This is a genomic window from Halorubrum salsamenti, from assembly GCF_007671685.1.
GTDB classification, from domain to species: domain Archaea; phylum Halobacteriota; class Halobacteria; order Halobacteriales; family Haloferacaceae; genus Halorubrum; species Halorubrum salsamenti.
In genome coordinates, this window is record NZ_VCNL01000004.1 from 295561 (window position 1) to 310730 (window position 15170).

Genomic DNA, 15170 nt, shown 5'->3' on the forward strand with positions numbered 1-15170 from the left:
CAAACGGCACGCGGTTCGTTTTTAAGTTCGTTCGGCACGAACCAGAGGGCGTATGACACGCATCGAAGTCGAGTACTGCGTCCCGTGCGGCATGTTGAATCGCGCCCGAGACGTCTCGGAGGCGATCTTAAAGCAGTTCGGCGAGCGGATCGACGAGGTCGCGTTGGTGACCGGCGACGACGGCGTGTTCGTCGTGCGCGCCGACGGCGAGGTCGTCTTCGACAAGGCGGAAGACGAGTACGACGTGGACGCCATCGTGCGCGCGGTCAGACCGTACGTCGGCGCGGCGGCGTGACGCCACCGTAGACCCGTCCTTCCGCTACTCGCCTTTATAAACGGCTCGCGCCGAGTTCGACACCACGAGGAGGCTGCTCGTCGCCATCGCGGCCGCGGCGAACAGCGGGTTGAGGGCCCCCGAGACGGCCATCGGGATCGCGACCGCGTTGTAGACGAACGCCCACCCGAGGTTCTGCTTGAGCCGGCGGTTCGTCCCGCGGGTGACCGCGAACAGTTCCGGGACCGCCGAGAGGCGGTCCTCCAGCAGGACGGCGTCGGCGGCGTCGGCCGCCAGATCGGTCCCGCTGGCGACGGAGACGCCGATGTCTGCCGCTGCGAGCGCGGGCGCGTCGTTGCTCCCGTCACCGACCATCGCGACGCGTTCGGTCAGGGTCAGCCGTCGGACCGTTTCAGCCTTCGCCTCCGGTGGGACTTCCGCAAACGTCTCGTCGATCGCGGGATGCTCCTCGAACTGGCGGGCCGCGGCCGGCGAGTCGCCGGTGAGCACGACGACCCGGCGCCCGCCTGCCGCCAGGTCCTCGACGACCGCCTCCCAGCCGTCGCGCACCTCGTCGCCGACGACGAGCACCCCCCTGACGGTCCCGTCCCAGCCGACGTACACGGGGACGCGACCCGCCTCGCGGGCGTCCGCGCCGGCCGCGTCGAGCGGCTCGGGCACGGCCCACGCGTCGCACTCGAACAGCGAGCGGTGGCCGACGACAACCTCGTCGCCGTCGATCCGACCGGAGACGCCCCTGTCCGTGACCGTCACGTCCGCGGCGGCGAGCGACGGCTCGGCCGGGGCCGCCGTGTCGGCGTCGGTTGTCGTGCCGTCGTCGGACCGCGTTCCGTCATCAGTGGCCGTCCCTCCGTCGGTCGCCGCGGCCGGACGGGGAGGGGTCTCGTCGGGTTTCGCCGCGTGTCCCGCCACCCCCGCGACGATCGCCTCCGCGATCGGGTGGACCGAGGCGCGCTCCAGCGCCGCGGCCCGTCTCCGGACGGTTTCTCGGTCGGTCCCGTCCGTCGCGGTGTCGAGCAGCCGCATCTCCCCGTCAGTGAGGGTCCCGGTCTTGTCGAGCACGACCGCATCGACGTCGGCGGCCTCCTCGAAGACGGCGTCGGAGACGATCACGATCCCCCGCCGGGCCGCGTCGCGGATCCCGGCGGCGACCGCGAGCGGGGTCGCGAGCCCGAGCGCGCACGGACACGAGACGATGAGCACCGTGAGTCCGACAAGCGCCGCCTCGGTGGGTGCGGCGCCGAACGCAAGGGTCGCGCCGGCCGCGAGGACCGCGACGGCGACGACGAGTGGGACGAACACCGTCGCCAGTCTGTCGACGAGCCGCTGGACCCCCGACCGCGAGCTCTGGATCTCCCACAGCATCCGCACGAGCGTGTCGAGAGTGCTCTCGGCGTCCTCGCCCACCTCGACGACCACCGGGGCGTCGGTGACGACGGTGCCGCCGCGGACCGCGTCGCCCTCGCGTTTCGTCGCCGGGAGCGACTCGCCGGTGACCAGCGCCTCGTCGACCGCGGCGCTCCCCTCGACGACGGTCCCGTCGAACGGGACGCGATCGCCGGGGCGAACGAGGAGCCGATCGCCCGGCTCCACCGCGTCGGCCGCGACCCTCTCGCCCGCCTCGGTCCGGACTTCTCGATCGGTCGCGGTCGTCAGCTCCGAGAGAGAGCCGGTCGCGCGCCGCTTGATCAGCGACTCGTAGTGGTTGCCGGCGGTGACCACCAGAACGACGGCGATCGTCACGTCGAAGTAGAGATCGGTCTGACCGAGGAACATCGCGAGGGTGCTGTACGCGTACGAACTCACCGCCGCGAGCGACACCAGGAGGTCCATGTTCGGCTGTCGCGCGCGGAGGCTCACGTAGGCGCCCCGCAGGATGGGGTATCCCGTGTAAAACAGGACGACGGAGGCGAACACCCAGATCTGCGTGAACAGGTACTGCCCCGAGACCCCGCCCAGATCGAGGAAGGGTTCGTAGCCGAAGTAGGTGGGGTACAGGAAGACGACGTACCACAGCATCGCCATCATCCCGAAGAAGCCGCCGCCGATCAGGAACCGGACGACGGCGTCGTCGCTCTCGGCGTCCGGATCCGCGCGGTGGCTCGCCGAGTACCCGGCGACGGAGAGGCGCTCGGGGAGTTCGTCGGCGCCGACGGCCTCGGGGTCGTAGTCGACCCGGATCGTGTCGGTGGCGTAGCTCGCCTCCGCGGCCGCGACCCCGGGCTGTTCGCCCGCCGTCATCTCTAAGAAGGACTCGCAGGTCGCACAGTGCATCCCGTCGACGTGGAGGAACGCCGTCTCACCGTCGAAGCCGTCGTCCGGCTCCGCGGCCGGCCGCCGCTCCTCGACCTCGTCGAGCCCCTCGTCGAGCCCGTCAAACCCCTCGGCGTCGCCGAGCGACCGCGCGACGGCGAGACAGCCCCGGCAGCAGAACTCGCCGTCGACGTCCGGGGCCGTGTGGGGGTCGTCCCCGGTCGGCAGGTCACAGAGTGTACAGCCTGACATGTGTTTGATTCCGGAATTCCGCAGGAGGGATTCGCTACTCGGACGCGACGGACGAGGCTCGACGCGGTCCGGTCACTGGCCGTATCCGGGCGACTACGCTCGATCCGGATCCGCTGCGTCGCCGTCGCCGAACCCCAACAGGCTCCCGCCGGTCGCGATCCGGAGACTCGCCCAGATGAGCAGCACGTTCACCAGCGTGATCGCGACGAAGATCTCCGCGCGGTCCGCGATGAACACCGCCGCGGGGACGAGCCCGCCGAGCACGAGGAGTATGGCCTGTTGAAGCGAGAAGTCCATGTCGTAACCAACGGTCCGCGGGACATATATAATATCCGTGTTTTCAGGGTTCGGGAACGGATAGATCTTATATAGTTGTTTACCATCAACACGTACCATGGGCCGAAACGAAACCGCACACGGGTCGGCGAACGACGTGAGCGGTGACATCGAGGAGTTCGATCCGATCGGGACCCTCACGCTCATCGGGATATACTTCGTCATCCTGGTGCTTTCATGGGTGTACATCTACTACATCGAATTCCTCGGCCGCGATCTGGTCATCGTGGGGTAATCACAGCATGCATATTCACGCCTACGAGAAGCTCTGGCTCGCGGCGTCGCTGCTTCTGATACTGTTCCTCCTCGGATCGGTCACGTACGGCGCCGTCGGTCCCGGCGTCGCGATGGTGACCGACAGCGAACCGGCGATCGACGCCGGCGCGCTCGACGAGGACGAACGGTTTTCGGAACCCCGAGTCGAACAGGTCGGCGAGAACGAGTACGAGGCGTACGTTCTCGCCTTCCAGTTCGGATTCCAGCCCGACCCGATCGTGGTACCAGAAAACAGCACGGTGACGTTCTACGTCACGTCCCGGGACGTGATCCACGGGTTCGAGGTCGTCGGGACGAACGCGAACACGATGGTCGTTCCCGGCGAGGTCTCGGAGATCACCGTCGAGACCGACGGCCCGGCCGAGTACGGGATCGTCTGTAACGAATACTGCGGCGCCGGCCACCACGCGATGGAGGGGAAACTGGAGGTCGTGCCTCAGTCCGAGTTCGACGAGCGGACGAACGGAGGTGACGGCGAATGAGCGAGGCCATCGAGGGCGAACGGACCTTCGCCGATAAGTTCCCCGAAGAGGCGCGGATCGTCCGCGCCGCGCTGCTCGGGTCATTCCTCGCGCTCACGCTCGGCGCGATCTTCGGGATCATCCAGACGCTCCACCGAACCGGGGTCTTCCGGGGGCTCATCGACTCCACCGACTACTACACGTCGCTCACCGCACACGGGGTGTTCCTCGCGCTCAGCTTCACGACGTTCTTCCTCGTCGGGCTGTTCACGTGGGCGGTCGTGCGGAGCCTCGACCGACCGCTGATCAACACCAAAATCACGTGGACGTGGTACGGGCTCATGGCCGCCGGGATGACGATGACCGGCATCTCGATCCTCGCCGGCTTCGTCGACTCCATCGAGATGAGCGCGGACGTGCTGTTCACCTTTTACGCCCCGCTGCAGGCGCATCCGATGTTCTACGCGGGGCTCGCCGTGTTCATCGTCGGGTCGTGGATCGCCGGCGCCGACTACTTCCGGACGTGGCTCGCGTGGAAGCGCGAGCACCCCGACGAGCGGATCCCGCTGCAGACGTTCATGGTGTTGACGACGATGGCGATGTGGTACATCGCGTCGTCCGCGGTGGCGGCGTCAGTGCTCATCTTTCTGCTGCCGTGGTCGCTCGGACTGATCGATCAGGTGAATCCGACGCTGACCCGGACGCTGTTCTGGTTCTTCGGCCACCCGGTGGTGTACTTCTGGCTGATGCCGGCGTACCTGCTGTGGTACACCGTGCTCCCGAAGATCGCCGGCGGGCGGCTGTTCAGCGACCCGCTTGCCCGCGTCGTGTTCGTGCTGTTCCTCCTCCTCTCTACCCCGGTCGGGATCCACCACCAGTACCTCGATCCGGGGATCGCGGAGGGGTTCAAGTTCATCTCGATGACGAACACGATGTTCCTCCTGCTGCCGAGCCTGCTCACCGCGTTCACGGTGGTCGCGAGCGTGGAGTACGGCGCCCGCCAGCGCGGCGGGAGCGGGCTCCTCGGCTGGCTCACCGACCTCCCGTGGCGGAAGCCCGAGTTCACGGGGATGATGCTCGCGGGACTGATGTTCGCTGCCGGCGGCTTCTCCGGGATGGTGAACGCCGGGATGAACATCAACTACATGATCCACAACACGATCTGGGTCCCGGGACACTTCCACCTCACCGTGGGGACCGCGGTCGCGCTCACCTTCATGGCGGCCACCTACTGGCTCTGGCCCCAGATCACCAACAAGCCGATCTACAGCCGGTCGGTCGGGCTGTTCCAGGTCGTACTCTGGTTCATCGGTATGGCACTGATGTCCAACGCGATGCACGCACAGGGGATCTTGGGCGTCCCGCGGCGGACCGCCGAGCCGGAGTACTCCGGGTTCGACTACCCGACAATGTTCGGCGGGTTCGAGGAGCTCAACATTCAGATCGCGATCGGCGGGACGCTGCTGTTCGTCTCGACGGTCCTGTTCATCGGGAACCTCGTACTCACGATGGGGAACCCGAAGGTCTCCGGGCTCGCGGAGACGTTGCCCCCGGCGCTGTCCGGGCCCGACGACGCACCGCGCGTGCTCGATAACCTCCGGCTGTGGGTCGGTATCGCAGTCACGCTCGTCGTCCTCGCGTACATGCTCCCGCTGGCGGCGATTATCAACCGCGGCGGACTGCTCGGGCCGGGAGTCGGCACGTACCCGGTGTGGCTCTCGCCCATGCTCGACGCGCTCGCGAACGCGGCAACGGCGCTGCTCGGTGCGATCGGCGACGAGTCGGCCGCGCTCGTCGAGGTGATCCGATGACCGTCGACGTGACCCGCGGCGGGCTCTTAGTGGTGCTCGCGATCTTCGGCGTGATCATCTACGAGTTCCGGACGGTGCTCGACTTCGTCGGGATCGAGCTCCCGCTGATTCCGTACATGGCCGGCGTCTTCATCCTCGCCGGTCTCGCGGTCTGGTTCGTCACGCTGAAGGGCGGCTGGCGGACCGATCCCGAGGGTGACGACCCGGCGTAGCGACGCAGGTACCGCCAGATTCGACAATCGGCGTTTTTGGGTTCCACCGGATCGCCGGTGACCGCGGTGGTTATGTCGAAGTAGCACAAGAGACGGGCATGGACGAGACGCGCGTCGCGGTCCGGTGTGGCGACTGTTCGTTCGCGGCGACGTACGACCGGCTTCGGGACGCCCGAACCGCCGTGGACGACCACGAGTCGACGACCGGTCACGACGTCGACTGGGACATCGAGTCGCTCGACGCCGGCGTCTCGCGGGCCGGCGCCGACGCCGGCGTCTGCGGTCGTCCCGAGTGCGTCAACGAGGACTCCCCGCTCGTCGAGCCGGCGCCGCCGGAACCGGAACGGGAGTCGTAGTCAAAGCCGGATTCACCGCCAGCGTCGCGACTGGCCGCGGTTCCGAAAGCACCGAAACGGTTCTGAAGGCGACCGGAACGAGAAGTGCGGAGACGGCGCGACACCAGACGTGGCGCCGTTTCGTCGGCCCGCTAGACACTCAGCTGAGACGCGTCACTGGCGGGAAGTAAATAAAAGATCCGTCGAGAGATGGCCCGAAACGGTGTCGAGGAACGAACCTCGTTCTTACTCGTTGCCGAACATCTGGCGCATCATCGGGTGCATCTCCATCAGCTGCTCTTCCGCGATCTCCTCGTACAGCTTGTACGTGATAGAGACCGCGAGTAGCAGTCCGGTTCCGGAGACTTGCCCGATGGTACCGAGCAGGTTCGCCATGACGGCGAGCAGCCCGACGAGGGCACCGCCAATGACGGTCACCTGCGGGATGTACCGCTCCATGACCTTCTCTACGACCTGTGGGTTCCGTCGGAATCCGGGGATCTGCATCCCGGAGTTCTGGATCTGTTTCGCCGTCGCCTCCGGGCCCATACCGGTGGTTTCGACCCAGAAGATGGCGAAGATCGCGCCGCCGACGACCATGAACGTGAGATCGATGATCAGCCGAATCGCGATCATCCACGGTTCGACCGACGCCGGTATCTCACCCAGGAACCACATCCAGTCGGTTCGGGCCTGAATCGGGTTCAGGTAGTAGAACAGCCCGGAGATGGGCTGGCCTTGATCGCTGTAGACACCGAGCCAGCCCGGCATCCCCGCCCACTGCGAGGAGAGGAGCTGCCCGAGGAACTGGATGTTCGCCTGCAGCGCGCGAACGAGGATCATCGGCAGGACGGACGCGTAGATCAGCTTCACCGGGAAGCGTCCGCGAGCGCCCTTCACCCGCGCGTGCGACAGCGGGATCTCGACGCGGACCGACTCCGCGTACACGACGATCCCGAAGATGAACAGCGTGGTGAAAAGCGCCAAGATGTTCCCCGGATCGAACAGCAGGTTCTGGAGTCCTTCCGCCGTGAACGGCGACAGCGACACCGGCACGTCGCCGACGATGATGCCGTACCAGCTCGCGAAGAAGCCTGACGCGCCGAGCGCGGAGAAGCTGAAGAACCCGCCGACGATCTGCTGGCTCACGGCCGCGATGATGAACAGCCCGACGCCGGAGCCGACGCCCCACTTGCTCACGATCTCGTCCATGAACAGGATGAGGATGCCGCCGACGAACACCTGCGCGAAGATCAGCAGTTCGACGCCGAACGTGCCAATCCCGAGCGCCCCCGCGACCGCGTCGTCCGCTGGAAGGAACTCGCCGGTGAACACCATCGGGGCCGCCGTCAGGGCGGTGACGATGATCACCAGGAGCTTCTGGAGGCCCTGATACAGGACCTGGTCGCGCGGGTCGTCGGTGTCGAGTCCCAGCAGGTTCGCACCGCCCAACAGCTGGAGGACGATGGACGCCGTGACGATCGGCCCGATACCGACCTGCAACAGCGAGCCGGACGAGCCGGCAAGCACCGACCGGAACTGCCCGAAGAAGTCAGACCCCTGACCGACAGCCAACCCGAACGGGTTGATGTTGGTCAGGAAGAAGTAGACGACCAAGATACCGGCCGTCCACATGAGCTTCCGCTTGAACGGAACGTGACCCGCGGGTCGCTCCACGACGGGCATCCGCGTGAGCACCGGTTCGGCGACCTCCTTCCAACTCATTGGTTACGCCTCGTCGTCCTCGTCGTCGGAAGTGTTTTCCGGTTCGTCAGCGGCCTCCTCGGCGCGTTCGGAGAGCGCCGCCTCGCCGTCGGCTTCCTCGATGAGTTCGACCGCTCCGGCGGTGAACGCGTCGGCAGTGACGCGAAGCTCGCGGCGAACCTGGCCGCCGCCGAGCACTTTCACAACATCGGCCTCGTGCCCGTCTTCGACGACGTCTCGCGCGTCGATGACGTACGCGTCGCCGTCCTCCTCGGCGAGGTCCTCAGCGGCGTACAGCGCCGCGTCCTCGTCGAGCTTCTGGACCTTCACTTCGAGGACCTCGGTCTGCGAACTCTCGGGGCGCTTGAAGCCGTACTTGCCGAGCGGGCCGTAGTTGTGGAACTCGTGTTTCGCGCGACCGGCCGCGCCGCGTCCGCCGCGGTGACCGGCGCCGCGCCGGTTCTTGTGCGTTCCGCCGCCGTGCGTTCGAGATCCGCGCTGTCGACGTTTCTTGCTCGTCATCGCATCGCCTCCAGGAGACTGTCGATCTCCTCGGTCGTGTGTTTCCCGAGTTCGCCGCCCTCGATCACGGGGTGCTTGATTCCCTCGTGACCGCCGCGGGGGGCGTGGAGCCGGAGCGTCGGCGAGAGCCCCTGCTCGCGCAGAGTCGTCTCCTCGTCGACAAGTGCCTCGGCCAGCGCCTCCAGGTCGGCGTAGTCGGTGTTGTCGTCGATCCACTCGTCGTCGATGTCGGCCGAGCCCTCCAGGGGCTCGCCGCGTCGCGCGACGGTGGTTGCGACCGCGTCGACGCTCGGTTCCCCGAACGCGACGACGTCGTTCACCTTGGTGATCATGCCGCGGTACGAGTCCGTCTCGGGGACGAGCGTCGCGTGATTGACGCGCCCGATGTTCAGCATGTCGAGGGTGTCCTCGACGCCGTACTCGAGATTCACGTCACCGCGGAGCTGCACGATCGCTTGCATCACTCGCTCACCTCGTCGTAGTGGACCTCACGCGCGTGCTGCGGAGTGCGGGACTGCGCCGCGTTCTCTAAGGCGTTGAACGTCGCCTTCGCGAGGTTCACGGTCGTGCGAGTGTTGCCGTCGGAGTTCGTCCAGGCGTCCTCGACGCCGGCGAGCTCCAGGATGTTCCGGACCGTCTCCGCCGCGGCCAGCCCGAGCCCCTGCGGGGCGGGCTGGATCTCGACGGTGACGGACCCGGCCTTCCCCTCGGCCTTGCGGGTGAGGGAGTTCGTGCCGCCGGGCTGGTCCTCCCAGGACCCGGAGCCGCGGTCGACCTTGATGATGTTCAGCTTCGCGACGTCGATCGCCTTCTGGATGGCGCCGCCGACCTGATCGTCCCGGGCCTGCGCGTAGCCGAGGTAGCCGTCGCGGTTGCCCACGGCGACCACGCAGCGGAACTTCACGCGGCGGCCGGAGTCAGTCATGCGCTGGACCATGTTGATGTCCAGCACCTCGTCTTCCAGCCCCGGGAGGAGCTGGTCGACGATCTCGGCCTCCTTCATGGGGAGACCGGAGTCGAGCGCCTGTTCCATCGACGAGATGTCGCCGTTCTGTACCTTGCGGCCGAGTCGCGTCCGCGGTTCCCAGCCGTCGTTGTGTCTACTCATGGTCCTCCTGGATTGTGGCGAGCACGTCGTCGAAGTGCTCGGGTAAGTCGGCGGCGTCGAAATCGCCGCTGTACAGCGGCTCGTCGAGCTGCTCGGCGTACGCGGCGATGTGCTCGCCACGCGTGCGCGACCAGTCGGCCAGCACGTCGTCGTTGTGCGGGATCTCGAGGCCGGCGTCGATCGCTCCTTCCTGTACTGCGAACGTCTTGTTGCCGGGCGTCGCCGTGTTGAGTCCGATGTCGAGGACGGCCTCGTCGAGGCCGGCGTCGACGGCGCGGGCGCCCGCGAGGTAGCCGGTGAGGTACGCGCTGGGGAGGTTGCCCGTGGGGGCGTCCCAGTCGTACTCGCCGAGCTCCTCGCTGGAGGCGGCCGCGTGGGTCTCGTCGCCGTCGGGTCCGGGAGTCACCAGCTGCGCCCTGACGTGAGCGTTGCTCACCCGGGCGACCAGGCGAGGCTTGCCCGATTTCAGCAGGCGCAACCTCTGATGGTAGTCCGTCCGGACCTCGCGGCGGCGCCGCATCGGCACCTTGTATCGTGGTCCTGTGGCCATTAGTCCGTCACCTCGTAACCGTACTGCGTCTGGATGTACGCCTCCAGCCGCGCGACGTCCTCGAACTCGCCGCCGCTCGACTTGTTGTAGAGCGTGCGGTACTCGCTGGCGTCGAGTACGTCTTCGTCGTCGCGGAGTTCCTTCAGGCGGGCGCGCTGCGCGCGGATCCGCGCCTTCCAGTCGTCCTTCGTGTTCTGTCGTGCACCGGCCTTCCCCTTCCGGGTACCGGCGCCGGACTGGTGTCCGTACGAGCGCTTCTCGGCGCGCTCGCGGGCCTGACCGCGCGAGTTCGTCTTCGCGTCCTTCGCGCGGATGGTGCCCTGCTCGATGAGCTCGCGGACGTCCTCTCGCGTGATGGCGTCCTCGATCTCCTCCTGTGCCTCGGGGTCGAGCCAGACGCGGCCCTTGCCGACGTCGAGCTCGTCCGCCGCGAGCCGCTTCTGCGCCTTCAGATCACTCATCGTTGACCTCCACTTCGACGTAGGTCGGGTTCAGCACGCGGATACCGCGCTCCTCCGCCTCGTCTTCGATCAGTTCGCGCTTGCGACCGCCGACCTTCGAGGCGATCCGCACCGCCTGCGTGTCACCGTCGACGCCTTCGAGGTCGTCCGTGTTGTGTACGCGGACCTCTTCGAAGCCGCTCGGGTGCAGGTCGCGCGACGCCTTCGGCGAACGGAATCCCGCCTCGACGACGGGGCCTTTCGCCTTCATGCGGCGGCGCTGCTTGGAGAGCCCGCCGCGCGGCTTGCGCCACGACGTCGGGATGCGCTTCTTCTTGTGGTAATCCTGCCGGTTGAACTGCGGTTTCCCCTCGCGGTGCTTCTGTGCGAGCGCGCGAGCGGTCTCGTCGTCCAGGTCCGGCGTCTTGTCGGCGTGACCGCGGGGGCGAAGCTCCGTCTCGACGTCCTCGTCGGCCGCCTCGTCGGCGGCCTCCTCCTCGTCCGTCTCGTCTTCGATCTCCGCGTCCGCCTCCTCGTCGACCTCCAGTCCGCCGACGTCGGCCTTGATACGCGCTGCGAGCGCGTTGCCGACGCCGTCGACCTCGGAGAGCTCCGACTGGGAGGCGGCCTTCACGTCCTCGACCGTCTCGTAGCCGGCCTCACGAAGGGCGTCCGCCTTCGAGGGACCGACACCGCTGATGTCTTCCAGTTCTTCGGCCATTGGTTAGGCACCTCCGGTGGGCTTCTCGACGATGTACACGCCGTCTTGGAAGACGCGCGTGTCCTTGTCGGTCACCTTCGTCAGCTGTTCGATGTCGGCGGCGGTCTGCCCGACGGCCTCCTTGTCGGAGCCCGAAAGCGTGACCGTCTCGCCGTCGATCTGTACGTCCGTGTCCCCGCGAATCGGGGTGCGTCGCTGTGCTCGCTCGCCGAGGAAGTTCTCGATGACGACCTCGTCGCCCTCCACGGTCACCTGCATCGGGAAGTGGGCGTAGTACACTTCCATCGTGTACTCCCATCCGTCGGTGACGCCGTGGATCATGTTGGCGACATGGCTCTCGAAGGTGCCGACCGTGGCGTTCGTCTTCGCGTCCTCGTTCTCGGAAGCGATCGCGACGACACCGTCCTCGACCGTGACCTCGACGTCGGGGTACCAGAGGCGTCGCGTGACGCTCCCGTTGGGACCCTCGACGGTGAGTTCGAGGTGGTCGGTCTCGGCGGAGACGTCGTCCGGAATCTCGATTTCGACTCTGTTCATTGTTAGTAGACGTATGCGATCACTTGGCCGCCGATGCCCTCTTCGCGGGCCTCGTAGTGGCTCATGACGCCGTGGCTCGTCGTGACGATGAGCGTCCCGTAGTCACGGGCGGGGAGGTATCGCTTCTCCCACTTCTCGAACTCGTCGGCACCCGCGGAGTAGCGGGGCTTGACGGCGCCACACTCGTTGATCGCTCCTTTCAGTTCGACCTCGAACTTCCCGGCTTTCCCGTCGTCGACGTACTCGAAGCCGTCGACGTACCCGCGGTCGTAGAGGACCTCGAGGACGGAGCCGATGATGTTGGAGGCGGGCTCAACCGTGTACGACAGGTGGCCAACGCTCTCGGCGTTGTCCATGCCGGCCAGCGCGTTGGTGAATGGATCGTTTCCCGTCATGATCAGCTGTACTTCTCGAATCCCATGTCTCGGGCGACCTCGCGGAAACACTGCCGGCAGAGGTTAATGTCGTACTTGCCGACGAGCCCCTGCTCGCGGTCGCACCGCCGGCACGTGTGCCGGGAGTCGGTGCGTTTCGACGCGTGCTCGCCCGTGTCGTTGTTCGCTTCGCTCATTCCGTTACCTCAACGTCGAAGTTCGTTTCGAGGAACGCGGCCGCGTCCTCGGCGGTCATCCGGTGTTTGGACGGGATCGAGGCCGTCGCCTTGTCCCGCTTCGACACGCGGTAGCCGGGACGGACGATCGTCGTCGTCACGTCGAGGCCGTAGATGCCGATGTTCGGGTTGTACTCCTGGCTCGGGAAGTCGGTGTGGTCCTCGACCCCGAAGCTCAGGTTGCCCGTGTCGTCGAACTGGCTGCGCGAGACGTCGACGATGTCGAGCGCGGTCGCGAGGAACTCGTGTGCGTCCTCGCCCCGTAGCGTCACCTTGACGCCGATCGGGTCGCCCTTACGGATCCCGAACTCGGCGATGGTGCGCTTCGAAGTGGTCCGGACCGACTGCTGGTCCGTGATCTCCTCGATGATCTCCTCGGCGTCCGCGAGCGGCTCACCGCCCTGCCCGACGCCCATGTGGACGACGACCTTCTCCAGGTACGGCTCGCGCATCTCGTGCGGCGCGCTCTCGGATTCACTCATCCGAATCACCCGCCTCGTCGGCGTCGTCGCCGGTGAAGTTCTCGTCGATGACGACGAGGTACTCCTCGACCGTCTCGTAGCCGTCCTCGTCGTCGCCGACGAAGACCGTGTTCGAGCCGGAGCCGAGCGTCACGTCGATGTCGGTCACCTCGCCGATGCGACCGGCGTGCTGGCCGGCGACGGCGGTGACGAGGGCACCCTCTTCGTACTCGAAGTGGGCGACGATCTCCTTCGACTCGTTGTCGACGACGATCGAGTCCTTCGTGTCGTACTCGGTGTCGGCGTCCACGAGGACGTTCGTCCCGTCGTGGAGCGTCAGCTGGGCGTCGCCACCGGGGACGACGGACTTGTTCGTGATCTTCCCGAGCCGGCTTCCGGCGGCTTCCTCGTCGACGGGGGTCAGCGCGAGCCGACCGCCCTCGTCGGGGAAGACGCGGAAGAACTCCCCGCGCTCGGGGAACGCCAGGATGTCGAACATCCCGATCGGACGCTGCTCGTCCGAGACCGCGTCCCCGTTCACGAGGACCGAGTCGTTGTTCAGCGCGTAGCGCGCCTCCTTCGTCGAGTCGACGTAGCCGAGCACGTCCCGCAGCAGGACGACGAGCGGAACGCCCGCCTCACCGTGCGGGCCGGCGCCGGCCTTGACGGTGAACGTGTTCGTCTTTCGCTCGACCGGCCAGGAGTTCGGTACTGCCAGTCGCTTCTGATGTCGCGTCATTCGTTATCCTCCTGGAGCCGCGCCTCCCGGCGCTCGTCTTCCAGGTCCAGTCCGGTCACCCGGACGTTGCTCGCCGGGATGGGACGGGGAACTTCCTCCCCGTCCGCCTTCTCGACGGTGACGTCCTCGACGGTGATCCGTTCCGCGGACAGGTCGACCGAGATGACCTCGGCCTCCGTCCCGGCCGCGTCGCCGCGAAGCACCTCGACGGTGTCGCCGGCGTTGACGCGGACGTTCCGCTGGCCGTACTCCTCGCGGAGCTCGTCCGTGAGGGTGGCCCGGACCTGGTTCTGCCGCTCGTGGAGCGGCGCGGTCTCCGACCGTTTTCGCTGTTTTCGTGGCTGTTTCGTCATGATTAGACGATCATCGTCGCGGTCGAGGCGATGCTCCCGAACCGTTCGGCGACCTCGCGGGCGACGGGGCCTTTGATCTCCGTGCCCCGCGGCTCCTCGAGGTCGTCGATGATGACGGCCGCGTTGTCCTCGAACTTCACGCGCGTGCCGTCCGGACGGCGGATCGGCTTGCGCTGGCGGACGACGACCGCCTCCAGCACCTGCCGCCGCATCTCCGGGGTCCCTTTGGTGACCGAGACGGTCACCTTGTCGCCGATACCTGCCTTCGGGTGGCGGTTCTTCGTACCGGAGTAGCCGGCCACCGAGATCACCTTCAGCTCACGGGCGCCGGTGTTGTCGGCGCACGTGATGAGCGAGCCCTTCGAGAGGCCCTGCGTGACGTCGGCCTTGAGCGCCTCCATCACAGATCACCCGACAGGTTCTCGACGACGACGTGGGACTTCGTCTTCGAGAGCGGTCGCGTCTCCGCGATTTTCACTTCGTCACCGACTTCGAGCGAGTCGAGCACGCCCGGCACGTGAGCCGGGATGCGCGACCGACGCTTCATGTACCGGTCGTATTTCGGTACGAACACGTCGTATTCTCGCTCGACGATGACGGTCTTTTCCATATCCGTCGACACGACCGTCCCCTCACGGGTCTGGCCGCGGACGGAGAGCTGCCCGTAGAACGGGCATTTCTCATAGTCGTAATCCTCCGGGTTGTCTGGCTCCGGAGGCGTGGGTACGTCGATTCCTATCGCCATTGTGTGACACCTTGTTCGGTGCGTTCGGCGGGTCGATACCGCAACCGCTCGCCATCCACCGTCGCGTAGACCACGTCTTTGCACTCGCCGCGGTGGCTCGCCGGACCCACGCCGTCACCGGTGACGACGCTTGTGGATCCGGACGGGCCAGACTGACGGGGGCGGACCCCCGTAGTATCCGACCCGAGTTGGGACGCGGACCCCGACGACTGATCGCCGTCGGCGGCTTCATCTGTGCGGGCGGTCGGTCGATCGACGACCGCGAACTCGAACGTCGCGCCCGACTTGGGCACGCGTTTGTCCCCCGATCCCGTTCGCACCACGAGGGTGCCGAACGTCTCGGACAGCACGCGACCGGCGATACCCACGTGGGCGTCGCTGTCGGCGTCGGCCACCCGAACCGGGAGGCCGACGAGTTCGTGCCGAACGAGTGTGTCGGGGGAGATCAT

The 15170-nt window shown here is 66.8% G+C and carries 24 protein-coding genes; 6 read left to right on the top strand and 18 right to left on the bottom strand.

Translation table 11 applies throughout. The features are described 5' to 3' along the window. The first annotated feature begins 52 nt into the window (after positions 1–52). The gene (locus FGL94_RS12760; RefSeq protein WP_144925847.1) at positions 53–295 is read left to right on the top strand and encodes a SelT/SelW/SelH family protein; all 243 of its coding nucleotides are present in this window, start codon (positions 53–55) and stop codon (positions 293–295) included. A gap of 24 nt (positions 296–319) precedes the next feature. Here the strand turns inward: FGL94_RS12760 and FGL94_RS12765 are convergent, their stop codons facing one another. Further along, positions 320–2800: a heavy metal translocating P-type ATPase gene (locus tag FGL94_RS12765; protein WP_144925850.1), complete on the bottom strand. Its 2481-nt coding sequence runs from the start codon at positions 2798–2800 to the stop codon at positions 320–322. A 93-nt stretch (positions 2801–2893) separates the two neighbouring features. Continuing rightward, a complete protein-coding gene (locus tag FGL94_RS12770) occupies positions 2894–3097 on the bottom strand; it encodes a hypothetical protein (RefSeq protein ID WP_144925853.1) in 204 nt (67 codons plus the stop codon). Positions 3098–3194: 97 nt separating this feature from the next. Here FGL94_RS12770 and FGL94_RS18370 point away from each other — a divergent pair, with 97 nt between their 5' ends. From FGL94_RS18370 to FGL94_RS12790, 5 genes are all read left to right on the top strand, one after another. Continuing rightward, positions 3195–3371, top strand: a complete 177-nt coding sequence (locus FGL94_RS18370) for a hypothetical protein (RefSeq protein WP_186313409.1) — start codon at positions 3195–3197, stop codon at positions 3369–3371. 7 nt (positions 3372–3378) lie between these two features. Beyond that, positions 3379–3894, top strand: coding sequence for a cytochrome c oxidase subunit II (locus FGL94_RS12775; protein WP_144925856.1), 516 nt, complete (start codon positions 3379–3381; stop codon positions 3892–3894). After that, a complete protein-coding gene (locus FGL94_RS12780; protein WP_144925859.1) occupies positions 3891–5684 on the top strand; it encodes a b(o/a)3-type cytochrome-c oxidase subunit 1 in 1794 nt (597 codons plus the stop codon). Before FGL94_RS12775 ends, FGL94_RS12780 begins: the two co-directional genes overlap by 4 nt. After that, entirely contained in the window at positions 5681–5896 is a 216-nt protein-coding gene (locus FGL94_RS12785) for a CbaC protein (protein ID WP_144925862.1), read from the top strand. Before FGL94_RS12780 ends, FGL94_RS12785 begins: the two co-directional genes overlap by 4 nt. A 98-nt stretch (positions 5897–5994) precedes the next feature. Next, positions 5995–6252: a DUF7542 family protein gene (locus FGL94_RS12790; protein WP_144925865.1), complete on the top strand. Its 258-nt coding sequence runs from the start codon at positions 5995–5997 to the stop codon at positions 6250–6252. Positions 6253–6477: 225 nt separating this feature from the next. On the opposite strand, the gene secY is transcribed toward FGL94_RS12790, so the two are convergent. Genes secY through FGL94_RS12870 form a run of 16 tightly spaced genes read right to left on the bottom strand, consistent with a single transcriptional unit; the run spans position 6478 to position 15170 of the window. Then, entirely contained in the window at positions 6478–7956 is a 1479-nt protein-coding gene (gene secY / locus FGL94_RS12795) for a preprotein translocase subunit SecY (RefSeq protein ID WP_144925868.1), read from the bottom strand. A gap of 3 nt (positions 7957–7959) precedes the next feature. Then, positions 7960–8457 carry an uL15m family ribosomal protein gene (locus FGL94_RS12800; RefSeq protein WP_144925870.1) on the bottom strand — a complete coding sequence of 166 codons (498 nt, stop codon included), beginning with the start codon at positions 8455–8457 and terminating at the stop codon, positions 7960–7962. Beyond that, positions 8454–8918 (bottom strand): 50S ribosomal protein L30, encoded by a 465-nt coding sequence (locus tag FGL94_RS12805; RefSeq protein ID WP_144925873.1) that lies wholly within the window; start codon positions 8916–8918, stop codon positions 8454–8456. Before FGL94_RS12805 ends, FGL94_RS12800 begins: the two co-directional genes overlap by 4 nt. After that, a complete protein-coding gene (locus FGL94_RS12810) occupies positions 8918–9565 on the bottom strand; it encodes a 30S ribosomal protein S5 (protein WP_144925876.1) in 648 nt (215 codons plus the stop codon). Before FGL94_RS12810 ends, FGL94_RS12805 begins: the two co-directional genes overlap by 1 nt. After that, positions 9558–10115 carry a 50S ribosomal protein L18 gene (locus tag FGL94_RS12815; protein ID WP_144925879.1) on the bottom strand — a complete coding sequence of 186 codons (558 nt, stop codon included), beginning with the start codon at positions 10113–10115 and terminating at the stop codon, positions 9558–9560. Before FGL94_RS12815 ends, FGL94_RS12810 begins: the two co-directional genes overlap by 8 nt. Next, on the bottom strand, positions 10115–10576 hold the full coding sequence (locus FGL94_RS12820) for a 50S ribosomal protein L19e (RefSeq protein WP_144925882.1): 462 nt from the start codon (positions 10574–10576) through the stop codon (positions 10115–10117). The genes FGL94_RS12815 and FGL94_RS12820 overlap by 1 nt, the downstream gene beginning before the upstream one ends. Next, on the bottom strand, positions 10569–11276 hold the full coding sequence (locus tag FGL94_RS12825) for a 50S ribosomal protein L32e (protein WP_144925883.1): 708 nt from the start codon (positions 11274–11276) through the stop codon (positions 10569–10571). The genes FGL94_RS12820 and FGL94_RS12825 overlap by 8 nt, the downstream gene beginning before the upstream one ends. 3 nt (positions 11277–11279) lie before the next feature. Beyond that, positions 11280–11813: a 50S ribosomal protein L6 gene (locus tag FGL94_RS12830; protein ID WP_004047214.1), complete on the bottom strand. Its 534-nt coding sequence runs from the start codon at positions 11811–11813 to the stop codon at positions 11280–11282. 2 nt (positions 11814–11815) lie between these two features. Beyond that, positions 11816–12208, bottom strand: coding sequence for a 30S ribosomal protein S8 (locus FGL94_RS12835; protein WP_004047215.1), 393 nt, complete (start codon positions 12206–12208; stop codon positions 11816–11818). 2 nt (positions 12209–12210) lie between these two features. Next, complete coding sequence (locus tag FGL94_RS12840; protein ID WP_004047216.1) at positions 12211–12384, bottom strand: 30S ribosomal protein S14; 174 nt, start codon at positions 12382–12384, stop codon at positions 12211–12213. After that, on the bottom strand, positions 12381–12905 hold the full coding sequence (locus FGL94_RS12845; protein WP_144925886.1) for a 50S ribosomal protein L5: 525 nt from the start codon (positions 12903–12905) through the stop codon (positions 12381–12383). Before FGL94_RS12845 ends, FGL94_RS12840 begins: the two co-directional genes overlap by 4 nt. Then, entirely contained in the window at positions 12898–13623 is a 726-nt protein-coding gene (locus FGL94_RS12850) for a 30S ribosomal protein S4e (protein WP_144925889.1), read from the bottom strand. Before FGL94_RS12850 ends, FGL94_RS12845 begins: the two co-directional genes overlap by 8 nt. Then, a complete protein-coding gene (rplX, locus tag FGL94_RS12855) occupies positions 13620–13976 on the bottom strand; it encodes a 50S ribosomal protein L24 (protein ID WP_144925892.1) in 357 nt (118 codons plus the stop codon). Before rplX ends, FGL94_RS12850 begins: the two co-directional genes overlap by 4 nt. A gap of 2 nt (positions 13977–13978) precedes the next feature. After that, on the bottom strand, positions 13979–14377 hold the full coding sequence (locus FGL94_RS12860; RefSeq protein WP_050025348.1) for a 50S ribosomal protein L14: 399 nt from the start codon (positions 14375–14377) through the stop codon (positions 13979–13981). Next, positions 14377–14721, bottom strand: a complete 345-nt coding sequence (locus FGL94_RS12865) for a 30S ribosomal protein S17 (protein ID WP_127118563.1) — start codon at positions 14719–14721, stop codon at positions 14377–14379. Before FGL94_RS12865 ends, FGL94_RS12860 begins: the two co-directional genes overlap by 1 nt. Then, positions 14712–15170, bottom strand: a complete 459-nt coding sequence (locus FGL94_RS12870; RefSeq protein ID WP_144925895.1) for a ribonuclease P protein component 1 — start codon at positions 15168–15170, stop codon at positions 14712–14714. The genes FGL94_RS12865 and FGL94_RS12870 overlap by 10 nt, the downstream gene beginning before the upstream one ends.